The organism is Lacrimispora sphenoides, assembly GCF_900105215.1.
In the GTDB taxonomy this organism is placed as follows: Bacteria; Bacillota; Clostridia; order Lachnospirales; family Lachnospiraceae; genus Lacrimispora; species Lacrimispora sphenoides_A.
This window is the reverse complement of record NZ_FOIP01000001.1, coordinates 1,766,354-1,783,053: the sequence shown is the minus strand read 5'-3', so window position 1 is coordinate 1,783,053 and position 16,700 is coordinate 1,766,354. Positions and strand designations below refer to the sequence as shown.

Below are 16,700 nucleotides of genomic sequence, written 5' to 3'. Positions count from 1 at the left end.
CTCCTGCCGCCCCTTATCCCAGGCTCTCAGCCGCAAACCGGCAGGTTCGGTCTCCGGTAGACCAGCAATCAATCTCTTTCACTTGGAACTTACAACCGCTGTAAACTTCCAGAATCCCCGCTATAAAGCCTTCATCATAATCACAAACCGTCTTTCCTGAAATGGGAAGGCCGGAACAATCCAGATCCTCTGAAACGGTCAGTGTAAATGACAGGGAATCCATATCCATTCGTTCCATACGCAGGATACCAATCTTCAGCTCCATCAGCTTATTCGTTAAATTGGCGATGAAGAAATCAAAATCACCCGAAAGATCCAGTACATTTTTTGCCAGTTCTTTGCCAGCCAAGTGCCCGGCAGCCTTAAACAGGCGGCGGGAAGTCTCCTCGTCATATTCACGGGCCAGGATATCCTTTAAGGTGTATTGCAGCAGACGGTAAACAAGCACCGGTACATCAGAGCCCATATTCTTTCTTCCCTCATTAATGTTTCCAAGGGATTCCCAGGTGAACTGAGATGGTTTGCTTTCATAAATCATAAAAACTCCTCCTTAATATGTACTGTAAAATGATAACAAAGCCCCCCGCCGATTCTGGACAATCGCATACGAGAGAAAGTTCATAACTCTTTACCGGCTTACAACAGACTTAGAAGGCTTACGATTCATAGGGAGAAATATATATTCATTTTATTGTACAAGATTTATTTTGCTATTATGAACAATCTGTTTCAAATTGCCTTTTTAATGTCCTAAATAATTCATGGCAGAGTATAAAGTCTGTATATTTTTTGATATAGATTTTTAGTGTTGGTATCTTAGCTAAATTACTTTGCGCTGAAAACGAAGTCTGTTTTCAACCCCCTATGGAGGGGTCGCGTATGTGTCATGATTTAACGTCCGCTTATTACTCATTCTGAATAATTTGTTGTAAAGTTTGCTTTCTCTTGTACTCCCTTAAGAAAATTATGTATCTTTTCAGTACACTATTAAGCTAGCATAACAGAAAATCTTTTATATTATCTATCAATGTTCCAAAATATCATTTTTATGTTCCAAAGTGATAAAATAAAATACAATTACTGCAAAATCATTAAAAATCCGAATATGAATATTTATGTCATTTTATTACGGAGGGAATAAGGAATAAGAAACGATCAAGAAATGAAAAGAAACCCATTCTTGACTAATGCCAAAAATAGGTTTCTTTTGCTAAAGCGGGTGATGGGAATCGAACCCACGTATCCAGCTTGGAAGGCTGGTGTTCTACCATTGAACTACACCCGCACGGAATTTCTGAAGTTTTTCAAAAGTGCCTTGAAAAGCACAATGCCCAAAGCCGGAATCGAACCAGCGACACGAGGATTTTCAGTCCTCTGCTCTACCAACTGAGCTATCTGGGCATAACCACCTGCAACACGAATAATTCTACAAGATTTCTCCCATCTTGTCAAGACAAGTTTTCTAAATTATGTCAAAAAACATAATTCTCAGTAAAATCTTTAAAGCATATCGCATGCCTGGTCAAAACTTACACACCTTGAATATCTGGAGCTCCACATTTTCTCATTATAATATTTGTAGGATTGTTCCGCCGTCATATACTCATTATCAACAGTTGTATTGCAATAAGCCGGAACAACAATTTCAAATCCATGTTCAAAACCGCACTTTATTGTTGCATCTATGCAGTAATCGGTCTGCAGACCTGTAATCATAATGGTATCTTCGTTTTTAGAGCGCAGGTATTCTAATAAACCAGTATCCCTAAATGCACTATTAACATGTTTATCAAATATCTTTTCCTCATTCATTGGAGCAAATTGTTCAAATAATTCAAATCCTTTTACGCCCTTAGTCAGCTCAAAACCATCATCGTGACGAACATAAATAATCTCTATGCCCTTGGTTCTTGCTAAATGGATTAATTGCTTCATGTTATTTACAAATGTTTCATATTGAAACAGTTCATTTGTAACAATCATATCCTGTGTATCTACTACCAACAGTACCATTTAAATACCCCCTTATTCTATTGTTTTCCAGAGCAGCTGTCCATTTTCGAAAATCACTTCCATTCGCCCGGTATCCTTTAGCCAGGAAAGATAAGAGCGGATCGTGCTGCCAACGAGTACATATTGCTCAAAATTCATTATCAGACCATAGTCATTGAAAAGCTGCTGTAAAACCTTTTCAAAGATAATCGGCTCTTTACAAATTTCAAGTATCTTATCTGCTATTTCATGTACCTTATTAATATTAATCTGAGCGAGCGGGGCGATATCATCGGTTGCTTCTGCGTGAGCAGGGATGAAAACCTTTGCTTTCATGGTCTTTACCATTTCCAAGGTGTCAAGGTAAGCGGATACATCATAAATAAACCCGATCTGGTATTTTTCCAGTGTTTCTTTGCTCGACAGGCAGTCTGCCAAATAAACAACGTCATCCATATCTCTAAAACCCACCATATCAAAAAAATGACCGGGAAGAGGAATCACACTCATACCCTTCGGAAGAACCCCCTCTGTAAGGTGTTCTGCACTGCTTTCCTGGGCCATCAGGAATTTGTGCTTTAAGTCCTTTGGAGGAAACCCGCCATACAGGAAAGAAGGCTCAAGGATGGTATGGTTCGTAAAGTCGCATTCAATGCCAGGAGCATAAACTTTGCATCCGGTTTGATTCTGTAAATACTTATTGCCTCCGATATGATCGGCATTTGAATGGGTATTATAAATTGCCGTCAGCCGCCAGCCATTGGCATCCAGTATCTGCCTGACTTTCCGCCCGGCATCCTTGTCACTTCCGCTGTCAATAAGGCATACTTCCGTATCGTTAAGCTTAACAATGCCAATCTTTGCCGGGCTTTGAACATAATAACTATTTGTGCTAACCTGATTTAACTCATACATTTGGGAAACCTCCATATAGTAGAAATCCTTTGAAAACTGTAGTTTTAATGATGATAATGATCTTACAGGAAAGGAAGAGTCGGATCTTTCCGGACAGACCTTCCTTTCCGCTCCGAAATCCTGTCTCCTTCTTCCACTCTTCCGCAAAGCAGCGGGCTATGTTTATCGTATAATGTGCGTCTCCTCTTCACTGCCTCCACACTGTCATTGGCATAGCAATACTTACAACCGGCCAAGCAGGTGTCATAAGTTCCCACTTCAACGCTTTCCATGCATCCACATTCTGTTCTTTGATTTTTATCCTTCCTCCGGCATACCGGACCGCCGATTAAGTATTCCGCCATCGCAGGGTCAATGCAGCTTCCTCGTGAAATCCCGGCAGAACTTAAATCAGCTTTTTCCGCACATGCTTCAATCCTGAGTCCGTAAGTACCGGCAATCGCAGCCAGTTCTTTGCCCAGCCTTTTCATCCCTTCTTCATCCAATTCTTCTACCGGGATTCCCTTCATGTTACGTTCCGTCTTTCCATACTTGTCCAGAAAACTGATCACTACTTTTTCCGCAGAACCGCATACACCTCTGGCGATTTCTTCAAAGGCCCGCAAATGGTATTCCTCTTTGTAACGGCCGTTAAGGAATATGGGATCATACCGCCAGACCATACGGCTTTTTCCCACTTTTTCTGCCGTTTCCCGGAAAACATCAATCAAATGCCTTTTATCCGGCAGTCCAGGCTCAACATCATTTCCATATCCCGTCAATGTAAACTGGATATAGAATGGGATGCTTCCAAGCTCCCGGATTCGTTCCATCATAGGCTCCGGATTTTTCGTCCAGAATACCATAAGCTCCACCTGCTCCGGAGAGAGATGGATCCGGCTGATCTGATGGTTGTTCATGGGATTTTTTACATAAAGATACCCTTCTTTCAGCCTGTTAAAAAACCAATCCGAATAAAATTGTGGGATATCCGTCCGCCTGCTGACACTGAGTATCATATTTCTTTCTCCTGTTTTTTCTTAGTAAAACCATTATAAGCCTTCCATGCGCCCTCTTCAACCTCTTTAACTTTTATAAGAACTTCAAATATGCATCTATCTGGAATAAGTTGGCATAATGTTTTGCCTATTAACTGGGAATTCTGATATATGAAATGAAGCCGCTTTCTATCATCATCAACAACTGGAGGATCCCCATGAAAAATGAACCTGTATTTTTAACTGACAAAAATCATAACGTCATTCTGGAAGCCATCTCCGGTACTCCAAATGCCGCGCTTCCGGACAGCTTGAAGCCTTTTGAAATATTGGAGCCTAATACTTCGGACGGTGCCACGGAAAAACATGTTCCGGTCATTGAGACAGAAGGAAATCATGTGACCGTAAAGGTGGGCAGTACGTTCCATCCCATGACCGAGGAACACAGCATTTCCTGGGTCTGCTTGCAGACAACAGCTGGAAGTATCATGAGAGTTAGCTTAAGCCCTGACTGTGAACCGGTGGCCTGCTTTACTCTGGAGGACGGCGATTCTCCAAAAGCCGCTTTCGCCTACTGCAATCTTCATGGATTCTGGAAAACAGAAGCGTAACGAAAAAAGTATTCCCTGAAGCACACTCCAAGAAAGATGCATACTCTGTTTCCAATATCGCCGCAGGATTAAAAATCCTGCGGCGATTCCTATGTCTCATTCTTCCCATAAGCATACAACGGAACTCGTTTTTCTCTTTCTTACCAAATCCATTAAAAACATCGGCCCGGCTTCCGATCAGTTGCGTAACGTTTTGCTTCGTAGCCCCTAATTTATTGGCAATATTGACAATCGTAGTCTCTTCTTCGGGTAAATGAAGCATGGCCATTACAGTCATGTATTGCCTTTAGTATACAACGATTTGAATCATTTAACAACGCTCATGATACTAAGCAAGTAGGATAATGGTGTGATTCGGTTTTAATTTCTATAAAACAAATCCTCCAATAAAGATTATTTACAATTCATCGGTAATCGTCAGGCTTTAATGCTTAACAATTATCCTTTTTGTAAACATCCCTACTGGAGGATCCTTAACCAGGATTATTTTTTTTTAATTTTCATTTTCTTCGTGAGAAACAGTTTCCTCAAACAGTTGGAACTTTGCAACCTCCTGCCTTAAAGCCTGGGCCTGTGCCTCCAGTTCTTCACTGGAAGCCGAGCTTTCCTCCGCTGCTGCTGCATTGGACTGCACCACGGCAGATACCTGGGATAGTCCTCCCAGGATCTGCTCCATAGCCTTGGCCTGTTCCAATGAGGCTGATTCAATTTCCTCCATTACCTGTTCTACAAGAATGGATTTATCGGCAATCTCCTTAAGGATTCCTGCCGTCTCAGCCGTCTGCCTTTTTCCCTCTGAAACCGCTTTTACCGTATTCCCGATCAGCTGGGCAGTCTGTTTTGCCGCATCAGCAGACCTGGCTGAGAGGTTCCGGACCTCTCCTGCTACCACCGCAAACCCTTGACCCGCACTCCCGGCCCGGGCTGCTTCAACTGCAGCGTTTAAAGCCAGAATGTTGGTCTGAAATGCAATATCCTCAATTATTTTTGTGATACCGGATATTTTCTCAGAAGATAAGCTTACCTCTTCCATAGCCGAATGAAGACTCTGCATATGCCGGTTCCCTGCGCTGACCCTTAATCCAGATTGCTTTACATAATCGGAAGCCTTCCGTACATGCTCTGAATTCTTACCTGCCATTTCCGAAACATCTGCAATGGAGGCACTTAATTCCTCCACCGTTGCTGCCTGCACGGCTGCTCCGGATGCTAGTGCCTGGGAAGCACCGGAAACCTGTCCGGCTCCAGAATTGACCTCTTCGGCGGAGGAACGGATATTTAATATGGTATCTTTTAAACGGGAAGCGATCATTTCCATGGAGCTTCGTATGCCGTTAAATTCCCCTGGATACTCACAATTACTTTGAACCGTCAGGTTCCCATAAGAAACCTCATGTAAAAACCGGGATATATCGTGGATAATATCTCTGTATTTCCCTGCCATTTCATTGACTTTTTCCCCGATTTCCCCTATTTCATCGCGGCGTTCCATATTAAGGTCAATGCTCAAATCCCCGGCGGATAACTGGTCAATGGAATTTACCACCTGCCCAATGGGTTTTGTTATCCGGTCCGTGATCCGAAGCATAACGAAAACCGCAAGTATCAGAGAGACAACTCCTAAAATAACAGCATTTAACATAGAGGTTGCAACACCGGACATAAATTCAGATTCTGAAGCTGTCACATTTACGGACCATCCATTGGTGTTACCCACAGGGGTATAGGAACCGAACCGATTTTCCCCATTCCAACGATAGAATCCAAAGCCGGTTTCACCGTTTACCATTGCAGCTTCCAGCTTTGCAATCTCTCCATAGGCAGCTTGACTGGTTTTTGCAGACTCTGCGTCATTTTGCTGTGATAATACCAGGGAAAAATCCTCGTGGGCCACTTTCGTGCCATTCCGGTTTAAAATATAAGTGCTTCCGGTATCCCCAAGCTTTGTGTCCGCAATCATCTCCTGGAAAACAGAATAAGGAAATTCAATCATGACCACCAGATCATCATAGGGGTATGCATATTCAAAGGAGGCAGAATCTTTTTGAAGGATCGGATCGGATAAAAAAGGAGTTCCGTTTTTTGCCTGCAGGTATGCATTGTCCTGCTCATAGGATTTCCCATTGACAACAGAGGTTCCGTCAGACGAAATGATATCGATGTTATTAAGGCCGTACTGGGAACATGAGATCCGTAAAAATATATTGATGTTGCCTCCTTTTTGCACATTCCCCTTCATATAAAGGGCAATTGACTCGGATATGATGGAATACTCTTCCAGCTTCTGAGTTATTTTTTCAGAAACCAGTTCCGATGTTTCCTTTAAACTCTTGGCCAGTGATTTCCGGGTCGTATGATAGGTCTGATAAATGGAGCCTACGGACAGTACAAATACAATACAGATGATACATCCAATGATGAATGTTACCAGTTCTTTTTTTATTCCTTTGTATTTCCTTTTCATATTACGTTATCCTCCGATATCCAGTTTGCCCCTCTGCCATTACAATTTATAGTGGCCTAATGGGTATATCGGCTAATTTTCAGATAACTATATGAATTTTACTAAAGTTTTACACTTATTTGGACAACTTTTTACATATCAGGTACGGTTACAATTTTATCAGGTGATAATTGACAAGAAGCTTGGAATCATCTCACCCTCATAGTAAAATAATCCTTTTCCTAATTCTCCGGCATCCCAGCGGCGCTGCGGATGATCCGGATAGGCTGTATAGCCGCCTGAATATACTTCATTACGGTTTCCTGACGGATCCCAAAAATAAATGGTCTGCCCGCGTGTGATCGCATGACGAGTAGGACCAACATCATGCTTGATGGAATAACGTGCCATCCAGTCAGCCGCATTTCCTACGTCGCACCAATCCTGGAGTAAAAAGCCTACATGATGGATTTTCCCTGGTTGATCAAATTCAACAAAAGCCAGGTCATGGGGCTTATTCGAACCGGTAATCCAACTTGCAAGACGTTTTCCGTCAGGCGTATTGCAGATCTCAGGAACATACATTCCCAGCACCTCCGTACAGAAACGTTCTGCCTCTGCGATATTCGGCCCATATAACAGCATATGATCAAATCTCTGGCACCTCATACCTCTTGGCGGATCTACCCAAATGTGGGGATTGATAATTTCCGGTATCTGCTCCGCTTTTTTAACCTCTGAATATAGTTCTAAGCGGTGACCGGTGCTGATTGTAAATCCAATCCTGCGTCCAAAACCCGGCTGATCTGAATCAGCAGGAACATGATCCACTTTATAACCAAACGCTTCAACCTTTTTCTCCAGCTTTTCCAACAATTCTTCCGATTCCACTTTAAATGCTGCAAAATCAAATCCTGCCGTATCTGCCAGGCGTAAAACAACAGAATGATGGTCAAATTCATCATAGCCTTTTAAGCATACTCTGCCGTCTTCTGTTCTGCACACCTCATTGAGACCTAACATCTGAGTGTAGTGCCTTAATGTCGCATCCAAATCCAAAACTCTAAGCTGAATTAAACCTGGTCTGAGAACTCCACTTAATGACATACAAATACCTCCTCATTCTTAATATTTTTTACATTACATTTGTTTTGAGATGATAAGATCACTGACCGGAACTACACAGCAAACCAATACAATGCCTTGTTCCGCCTCTTCTTTGGAGACATGTGCACGGCTCATATTTTTAACCACTTTAAAATCACCGCTCACGATCTTCATCTTACAAATTCCGCAACCGCCCCCAAAGCAGCCGAATTTTAAAGGCCCTGTGCCTGCACGCTTCATTGCTTCTAATATTTTTTCATCTTCATGACAGGTAAATGCCACGCAGTCTTCCAATACTTCAACCCTATAAGCATTTTTCATATAGAAACTTCCTTTACCGGCCTGCAGACATTTTAAGCTGATAAGCCACATCAATGATCATATCTTCCTGTCCTCCGACCATCTTCCGCTTCCCCAGTTCGATCAAAATATCCCTCGGCTCAATGTGATACTTTTCAGCAGCATGATAAACATGCAGTAAAAAACTGGAATAAACACCGGTATATCCTAACATCAGAGACCCTGTATCAATCTCCTGCGGTCTTAACATCAATGGCCTTACAACGTCCTTTGCAAGATCCATAAGTCCATATAAATCAAGTCCTGTTTCAAATGACTCCCTCTGCAAAACGGCTGCCAGCACTTCAATTTGAGTATTTCCGGCACCGGCACCCAGTCCGCAGACTGTAGCATCTATGTAAGCAGCCCCAGCTTCTACCGCTGCCAATGAATTAGCCACCGCCATGCCTAAATTGTTGTGAGCATGGAATCCAACCGGGATTTTAACCGCTTCTTTTACCGCTTCGATTCTTTTTACCACTTCCCGTGGAGTAAGATAACCGGCGGAATCCGCAAGATTAATGTAATCCGCTCCATAACTCTCCATCTTTTTCGCTTCCCCGGCAATCACTTCCGGCGGAGCCATATGGCACATCATCAGGAAACCAACAGCCATCATGTCAAGTTCCTTAGCTGCTTTGATATGCTGGGCACTTACATCCCCCTCCGTCACGTGGGTGGCAACTCTTACTGCCTTCGCTCCATGCCTGTTGGCACTCTTTAGGTCCTCAATGGTGCCTATCCCCGGCAATAACAGCACCGTTAATTTACTGTTCGTAATAACTTCATTTGCTGCCTCTAAAAGTTCAAATTCATCAGTCTTGGAAAAACCATAGGTATAACTGGAACCTCCCAGCCCGTCACCATGAGTGACCTCGATAAAAGGGACCTTACTTTTATCAAGTGCTTTTGCGATTCTTTTCACCTGATCCGCAGTATAGCTGTGCCGCAATGCATGGCTTCCATCCCTCATGGTCGTATCAACGATCTGAACCTTTCGTTTTTCCATGCTAAGCACCTCCCTTTATCAATTTCTCAGCGATTCTCTCACCGGCGGCCACAGCCGCAGCATTAATGATGTCTAAGTTTCCTGAGTACTTCGGCAGGAAATCCCCCTGCCCCTCGATCTGCACAATGGTCGTTACCTTATCTCCTTCCAGGACCGGCGGCACACGCAGCTTATAACCAGGCACGTATTGCACAAGTTCTTCTACCATTTTCTGAATGGATGCCGTAATATCTTCTATTGCAGCCCCCTTATCCTTTATCCGGACCATAATGGTATCCGTCATCATCAGCGGCGGCTCTGCAGGATTTAAGACGATAATCGCTTTTCCTAAATCTGCTCCGCCAATGGCCTCAATGCCTTTTCTGGTAGTCTCCGTAAACTCATCCATATTGGCTCTCGTTCCCGGCCCGGCACTTTTTGATGAAATACACGCAACTATTTCGGCATATTCTGCTCCTGCCACACGCTCTATTGCATGAATAATCGGAATTGTTGCCTGTCCTCCGCAGGTTACCATATTAATATTCATTGAATTTTCCAATTGTTTTAAATTGACACTTGGTACGCAGTAAGGTCCTACTGCTGCCGGAGTCAGATCAATGGCTATTTTACCTGCTTCTTTTAACAATGGCGCATGTTTATAATGTGCATTTGCACTTGTCGCATCAAACACGATTTTAATGTCATCCCTTGCGATTACCGCGTCAATCCCCTGTGTCGATACATCGACTCCATGGGCGGATGCCCGCTTAATCCCCTCTGATTCCACAATACCGGTCATCAAAGCCATTTCCAAATGGCTGCTCCGAAAAATTTTATACATCAGATCACTTCCGATATTTCCAGGTCCAATAACCGCTACTTTTACTTTTCCCAAATGCATTCCCCCCTTATATAAATTCCGCTTTCACTGACCCAAAATCCGAAAACCTCACTTCAAATTCATCCCCGGCAGCGGCTTCCGGCGCTGCTGAAAATGCACCTGATAAGATGACTTCCCCTCTCTTAAGTTTCACGCCGTAAAACCAGAGACGGTTTGCAAGCCAGGCAACAGCTTTACATGGATCACCCAAAACTGCCGCACCACTGCCCTCACTCACCAGAACACCATTTTTAAATAACTTCATTGTAACTTCAGGCAGATTCACCTCTTCCAGTGACAATCTGGCCGTACCTAATACATAGCAGCCGGAAGATGCATTGTCTGAAATGGTGTCCGCCAATTTTATTTTCCAGTCTTTTATACGGCTGTCTACGATTTCAAAGGCACCTGTCACATAATCCGTGGCCCTCATCACATCTTCTGCCGTAACCCCTCTTCCAAAAAGATCTTCCTTTAATACAAAAGCGATCTCCGGCTCTATCTTAGGCTGAAGAAAGTCAGAGGTCTTTACTTTGCCATCCATGCAATCCATATTTTTAAATAAATGTCCGTAGTCTGGTTCATTTACCCCCAACTGGTTTTGAATCCCCTCAGAAGTGAGTCCGATCTTCTTTCCTGAAATAATCCGGCCTTCCTCCACCAAACGCTCTACATTGCATAACTGTATGGCATAAGCTTCGTCCACACTTAATCCCGGATCCATTTCTGTCAGCGGAGAAATGGACTCCTTTCTATTTGCAGACTCATAAAGCATATCCGCAAATAATTTTATTTTATTTTCTGCCATCGCCGCCCTCCTTTACTCTTTTAAGAAGTTATCTACCAAATCGGAAAATTCCTGCGTCCGTTCAATCTGTGTCCAATGACCGCACTTTCCAAATATATGAAGCTGTGCATTCTCAATTAATTTCATTAATTTCAGGGAAGTTTCAACTGGAATTACCCGATCCTCTCTTCCGTGAATGATCAGTGTTTCATTTTTAATACTGCGTATGTAGACCTCATTGGAAGCCATTCCTTCCACCCCCTGCTGACGGGGAGCCGGAAACATGGATGAAAAGCTTTCCTGGAATCCCGGCTGCATACTGGATTCATAGCGCATCTGCGCAAGGTCGTCGTTAACGATATTGCGGTTATACGCAAAAATATCTAAAAGTTCTTTCATATTTTCAAAGGACGGTGTATAACCCCACACACGGTCAAGCCCGTAAGTCAACGGGAAACTTACTCCCATGCTTCCCATCAGGATCAGCTTATTTACACGTTCCGGATATTTCACTGCCATGGCAAGTGCAAGTGCTCCGCCAAATGAATTTCCAACCAGGTCGGCCTTTTCTACATGAAGGGCATCCATAAGGGCAATTGTCTGCTTTACCCAGATATCCATCCCATATACAATCCCCTCAGGACGGTCCGTATAGCCAAAACCAACCATATCAGGTGCCAGCACCCGGTATTTGGGGGATAACAAAGGAAATACCTTATTCCAGTTCGCCCATGCGGAGACACCTGGGCCTGATCCATGCAGCATTATGATGGTTCTTCCTTCACCAATATCATGATAATTTGTGTTAAAACTCCCGGTTTTAATTGAATTTGCGATTTCTGGTCTCTGATTCATACTTCCACTCCTTTTTCTATTTTATTTTTGATTCTCTATATCCCATCTCATATGAAATTTCCTGAGCTGCTTTTTTAACTTCAATAATCACATCTTCCAAATGCTGCCCTCTCATATTGTAATAAAGTCCCGATACGCTGACCGCATATAGAACCTGGCCATTGGAATCAAAGATAGGAGCCGCAACGCATCTTAGCCCTTCCATAATCTCCTGATCATCAATCCCATAACCTTTTTCTCTGATCTTTTCCAGCTCTTTTCGCAGATCCTGCAAAGTGACAATCGTACGGGAAGTCATTGATTTCATGCCTTTTTGGTTAATGATACGCTTTACTTCCGCTTCAGGTTTATATGCCAGCAAAACCTTTCCAAGCCCGCTGCAATGCATTGGAAGTCTGATCCCTACATCTGAAACGATTCTCATCATACGCTTTGAATCCAGCTTATCCAGATATAACACCTCTCCGTTACTTTCTACTGCCAGTTGAACCATTTCGTCCAGTTTTGCATTTAACCGCACCAGATATTCTTTTGCAACCTTACTGATATCCCAGGATCTCTTAACGGCATTGCCCAGTTCAAACAAATGAATTCCCAGCTTGTAACCTCCGGTGAGGCTTGACTGATCTATATAATGGTAATCTCTTAGTGTGGAGATCATACCGTGCACTGTACTTTTAGGCCATCCCAGAGTATTGGAGATTTCAGTAAGTGACATCTCCCTGTTTTCATGGGCCAGCAATTCAATTAACAGCAATGCTCTACCTACTGATTGCACATGGGAGGGTTTACCGTTTTGTTGTATACCTTCTAAAAATTCCAATTAATCACCTCCCTTGTAAAAATAGAGTGTGTTTTTGTTCACTTTGCTTCTTTTATTTCCTTTTTATATTCTCGCATTGTTTGATATGTACATATTAACATATAATAAAAATAGAAATCAATATCATTGTTCCCATATGGAGTAAATTTGTTCCCATATGGAGAACAAGGTGTATGAAGAAATACCCCTTTCTGCGTCTGACGCAAAAAGGGGCATCTGAATTAATATTGAATGCTTATCATACAATGTCCTTCTATTTTATCTAACCGGAAGGAAATATATTGTCCGTCTCTTACGAAAGGAACGGCTGCTTCTCCCGGGACCAAGGCAACGGCTGCCGGCTGCTTATTACCTGTATATATTTTAAATTCCACACCATACAGGGGGATAACATCTTCTACCGTACAGATATCCTCAGATCGTTTTTCTGTAATGTAATGAAGGATATGAAGAATATCCCGTTTCTCTTGTTCCTGATGATTTAAGGCTGTTATCATAGTAGAGGGTCCGCTATGGCTCACTAATTTATGTTCCAGGCATAACGCAACCGCATCCTTTAGCATTAGCTTGCACCATTTGGCGGCATTTTTCCGGTACAGCTTAAAGATGGGATGTGCAAAATAAATCACATTTCCATTTCGGACCACTTCCGGATATCCAACCTTCCCAGAAGAAGGTGCATGCTGGTGAGAGCAGAAGGTTTTTCCGGAACGGTCGAAATAAGGTTCTATTTTATCCATTAAAACCTCCCCACCGTTTGCCTCCACGTTATGACCTCTTAAGTACATGACGTACTCTTCTTTATATAAATCTTTTCCAATGATCTGATTCGGCATCACAAATTCCCTATAATACGGAGATTCCTCTTTCCATGTAATACCGTATATATTATCTTTGCTGTATTTGTTAAGGCAGGAATCATAAGAACCGATTACCTTACCGCCATTGGCAATATAGTTCTTCATCACTTTTTCCAGTTCTTCATTGTAATAAATACAATCCGGTAAAATAATTAACTGATAGGAATCCATGGGCGTCTTGCTGTCAATAACATCAAACTGAAAAGAAAGCTCCTGAAGCATTCGAACTGCTCCGATTAAAGAAGGAGAAATTCCCAGGTTATATTCTCCCTCAGGATAGAATTCTTCCGGTGTAAGGACTGCGATCTCCGCAACCGGCTTCGCCTCCCTGCAGTAAGGTTCTTTTTCCCTGACACTCTTATATACCTTTCCAATCAGGTCATAAGCTCCTTCCGATAACCGGCCTCTTGGATGAAGCTGGTCTCCGATGGAACAGCCTGCCCCCATAGCCAGCATGTGAAAACATTCCAGCTCCAGGGCCGCCTGATTCTTCAGGGAATGGAAATCCCCCCAGTAGGTATGGAACTTACCGGTCATCCCTATCATGTCCATTCCCAGGGTTCGTGCATATCGGCTGGTAGCGGGAAAATGGTCATAGCCCCAGCCTCCGCTCGGTAAGGATTCCAATTCCAGATGGCTGTACTCCTTAAAATTATCCTTAGATGCCGGTCCTACATGGGAGCTGTTATAGAAAACAGAGGCCTCAGGAACTCTCTCTTTAATAACCGCTGTAATTTCCGTTTTAAATTCCTCTAACATTTGCAGAGAATACTCTAATCTTACTGCCTTTTTTCTGCTGTCCAGATGAAGTTCCTCCATTTTCTTTTTACAATGGTCACAACAGCAATCTACCTGAAATAAAATATCCATAAAGAATCCGTCAATGCTCTCCACTCCCACCACATCCATAATATCATGGAGATGCTCTATAAAGAACTTACGATAACCGCTGTTTAAACAAATTGTATGATAAAAATGAGGTTCTTCCACATTCTGGGTATTGATATAATTCCCCTGCTCGTCTACGGAGAGCCATTCCGGATGTTCCCGCATTATACGGCCGTCCCATTGTACCGTGGTATAAATCGGCACTTTGATTCCCCTGTCATGACAGGCCTTTATCTGGTCTAATAACAGATTATGATTGGTAAGGCCGGGATGGATGAGGTCTGCGTGTTTTCTGGATGGATAATACAGCCAGCCATGATGACATCTTGCAAAGCAGGTAATGGAATCCACATTGGCTTTTTCAAGTCTCTTGGCAAACTCCTCCCCATTAAAATCTGTACCAACCTCTGGTATGTATTCACTGGTGTGAAAATCCAGATGAACCTGTCTGAATCTTAAATCGCTCATTGTTTATCCTCCTGATCTGAACATTGTTTATTCTTTTACAGCCCCTGCTGCCAGTCCGCCCTCTACTTTTTCCTGGAATAACAGGTAAAGAATCAGTGGCAATGCAACCGTAATTACGATAGCTGCCATTAATGGACCGTAATCACTTCCTCTTTCACCGTTAAAATTCAGCAGCCCCAGGGAAATAGGCTTCAATTTTTTATCGTTGATAAACAACAGCGGGAATAAAATATTATTCCAGGCCGATAAAAAATTAAAGATTGAAATAGTAGATAATGCAGGAATACAAAGTGGGAGTATCACCAGCCTGTATACCTGGAAATACGTTGCACCATCGATTACTGCCGCTTCCTCCAGAGAACGATTGACGCCTTTCATAAAATTAGTCATTACAAGAATACTAAAAGGAAGACTAAAGGATACGTAGATTAGAATCAGGGCCAGTATATTATTTTTTAAGTTCAAAGCACCTATGATATAAGCAACAGGCACCAATACCGTATGCATGGGAACCATCATTCCTACGGTAAAGAATAAAAGCAGAAACTTATTTCCTTTAAAATCGAACCTGGATAAAACATATGCCGCCATGGAAGCCATAATTGCCAATATAATAACAGTAGCGCCGGCCTGCAGGATACTGTTGATAAAATACCGGCTCATATTGGCTTCTTTCCAGGCTACGATATAATTGACAAACTGCGGTACCTTGGGCAGCGCAAATGGATCTGAAAAGATTTCAAGTTTTGTTTTCACAGAGGATAATAAGGTAAAAACCATCGGCATGGCAAATACCACTGTCATTAACAGCAGATATAAGTACATGATGACTTTACCAAGCTTGCTCTTTGATTCTGTTTTTTTCATAGCTCTCCTCCCTTAATCGTGTTTACGGGACATGATAAAATTACTTCCTAATGTTCCTACCAGGCAGGCAATCAGAATAATAATGCCAATAGCGCTTCCAAGTCCATAATGGCTGTATTTAAATGCCTCATTGTACATTAATGTTGTAGGAAGATTCGTCAGACCGTTTGGACCTCCGCCTGTCATTGCAAATACCAGATCAAAAACTTTTACAGAGCCGATAATATCCATCAAAATGCACATGGAAATTGTGGACTTTAGCATAGGAACCGTAATCTCAAAAAACTTATGAACGGAAGTAGCTCCGTCAATGGAGGCTGCCTCATATAGCTCATCAGAAATTGTCGTAAGGCCTGCAAGGAGAATGACCATATAATAGCCGATACCAGCCCATATATTAACAAATACAATGGTATTCATTGCGGTTGCAGGATCCACCAGCCAGGGAACCACCAGGTCGGCCAGACCGATGTTCTTTAACAACGCATTCAGGGAACCGGTGGGCATGAATACAAAGTACCACATCAAACCGACGGAAGTTAACGGAAAAACCGTAGGTACAAAAAAGAGAGCTTTAAATGCCCGGTATCCTTTACATTTGGTATTAATTGCAACCGCCGTTAATAAAGCAATGGGCGTATGGAATAATACGCTGAAGAATACCATTTTCACCATATTTTTAATGGAAAGTAAAAAGTCCGCATTGTGAAACGCATCGATATAATTTTTAAGTCCAACAAATTTAAGAGCCGCACCCGAGATACCATTCCACTCAACCAGTGAAAAGTAAAACGCCAGAATTAATGGTACAATTTGAAATAAAAGATATACGATCAATGCCGGCAGCAAAAACAGTGCTATGTATATTTTCACTTTCCTGTTTTTTAATGTTATCAA

General features: G+C 42.5%; 16 protein-coding genes and 2 tRNA genes. 1 reads left to right on the top strand and 17 read right to left on the bottom strand.

The window, feature by feature from the left end:
* Positions 1 to 13 precede the first annotated feature (13 nt).
* From BMW45_RS08160 to BMW45_RS08135, 6 genes are all read right to left on the bottom strand, one after another.
* A complete protein-coding gene (locus BMW45_RS08160) occupies positions 14 to 538 on the bottom strand; it encodes a V4R domain-containing protein (protein ID WP_092242087.1) in 525 nt (174 codons plus the stop codon).
* A 676-nt stretch (positions 539 to 1,214) separates the two neighbouring features.
* Positions 1,215 to 1,285: transfer RNA gene (locus BMW45_RS08155), tRNA-Gly, on the bottom strand.
* A 43-nt stretch (positions 1,286 to 1,328) separates the two neighbouring features.
* Positions 1,329 to 1,401: transfer RNA gene (locus BMW45_RS08150), tRNA-Phe, on the bottom strand.
* Between the two features lie 99 nt (positions 1,402 to 1,500).
* Positions 1,501 to 2,013, bottom strand: coding sequence for a cysteine hydrolase family protein (locus BMW45_RS08145; protein WP_092242084.1), 513 nt, complete (start codon positions 2,011 to 2,013; stop codon positions 1,501 to 1,503).
* A gap of 12 nt (positions 2,014 to 2,025) precedes the next feature.
* A complete protein-coding gene (locus tag BMW45_RS08140; protein WP_092242081.1) occupies positions 2,026 to 2,907 on the bottom strand; it encodes an MBL fold metallo-hydrolase in 882 nt (293 codons plus the stop codon).
* Between the two features lie 62 nt (positions 2,908 to 2,969).
* A complete protein-coding gene (locus BMW45_RS08135) occupies positions 2,970 to 3,905 on the bottom strand; it encodes a DUF1848 domain-containing protein (RefSeq protein WP_092242075.1) in 936 nt (311 codons plus the stop codon).
* Positions 3,906 to 4,102: 197 nt separating this feature from the next.
* Here BMW45_RS08135 and BMW45_RS08130 point away from each other — a divergent pair, with 197 nt between their 5' ends.
* A complete protein-coding gene (locus tag BMW45_RS08130) occupies positions 4,103 to 4,495 on the top strand; it encodes a desulfoferrodoxin family protein (RefSeq protein WP_092242072.1) in 393 nt (130 codons plus the stop codon).
* A gap of 493 nt (positions 4,496 to 4,988) precedes the next feature.
* Here the strand turns inward: BMW45_RS08130 and BMW45_RS08120 are convergent, their stop codons facing one another.
* From BMW45_RS08120 to BMW45_RS08070, 11 genes are all read right to left on the bottom strand, one after another.
* A complete protein-coding gene (locus tag BMW45_RS08120; RefSeq protein ID WP_092242069.1) occupies positions 4,989 to 6,959 on the bottom strand; it encodes a methyl-accepting chemotaxis protein in 1,971 nt (656 codons plus the stop codon).
* Between the two features lie 159 nt (positions 6,960 to 7,118).
* Positions 7,119 to 8,045, bottom strand: a complete 927-nt coding sequence (locus BMW45_RS08115) for a catechol 2,3-dioxygenase (protein ID WP_092242067.1) — start codon at positions 8,043 to 8,045, stop codon at positions 7,119 to 7,121.
* Positions 8,046 to 8,078: 33 nt separating this feature from the next.
* Complete coding sequence (locus BMW45_RS08110; protein WP_092242065.1) at positions 8,079 to 8,366, bottom strand: 2Fe-2S iron-sulfur cluster-binding protein; 288 nt, start codon at positions 8,364 to 8,366, stop codon at positions 8,079 to 8,081.
* 13 nt (positions 8,367 to 8,379) lie between these two features.
* A complete protein-coding gene (gene dmpG / locus BMW45_RS08105) occupies positions 8,380 to 9,393 on the bottom strand; it encodes a 4-hydroxy-2-oxovalerate aldolase (protein WP_092242063.1) in 1,014 nt (337 codons plus the stop codon).
* Position 9,394: 1 nt separating this feature from the next.
* Entirely contained in the window at positions 9,395 to 10,270 is an 876-nt protein-coding gene (locus tag BMW45_RS08100; RefSeq protein WP_092242061.1) for an acetaldehyde dehydrogenase (acetylating), read from the bottom strand.
* A gap of 13 nt (positions 10,271 to 10,283) precedes the next feature.
* Positions 10,284 to 11,063: a 2-keto-4-pentenoate hydratase gene (locus BMW45_RS08095; RefSeq protein WP_092242058.1), complete on the bottom strand. Its 780-nt coding sequence runs from the start codon at positions 11,061 to 11,063 to the stop codon at positions 10,284 to 10,286.
* A gap of 12 nt (positions 11,064 to 11,075) precedes the next feature.
* The gene (locus BMW45_RS08090) at positions 11,076 to 11,897 is read right to left on the bottom strand and encodes an alpha/beta fold hydrolase (RefSeq protein WP_092242054.1); all 822 of its coding nucleotides are present in this window, start codon (positions 11,895 to 11,897) and stop codon (positions 11,076 to 11,078) included.
* A 16-nt stretch (positions 11,898 to 11,913) separates the two neighbouring features.
* A complete protein-coding gene (locus BMW45_RS08085) occupies positions 11,914 to 12,720 on the bottom strand; it encodes an IclR family transcriptional regulator (RefSeq protein ID WP_207649062.1) in 807 nt (268 codons plus the stop codon).
* 221 nt (positions 12,721 to 12,941) lie between these two features.
* Positions 12,942 to 14,936 (bottom strand): alpha-amylase family protein, encoded by a 1,995-nt coding sequence (locus tag BMW45_RS08080; protein WP_092242052.1) that lies wholly within the window; start codon positions 14,934 to 14,936, stop codon positions 12,942 to 12,944.
* 27 nt (positions 14,937 to 14,963) lie between these two features.
* The gene (locus BMW45_RS08075; protein ID WP_092242050.1) at positions 14,964 to 15,803 is read right to left on the bottom strand and encodes a carbohydrate ABC transporter permease; all 840 of its coding nucleotides are present in this window, start codon (positions 15,801 to 15,803) and stop codon (positions 14,964 to 14,966) included.
* 12 nt (positions 15,804 to 15,815) lie between these two features.
* Positions 15,816 to 16,700 carry a carbohydrate ABC transporter permease gene (locus BMW45_RS08070; protein WP_092242048.1) on the bottom strand — a complete coding sequence of 295 codons (885 nt, stop codon included), beginning with the start codon at positions 16,698 to 16,700 and terminating at the stop codon, positions 15,816 to 15,818.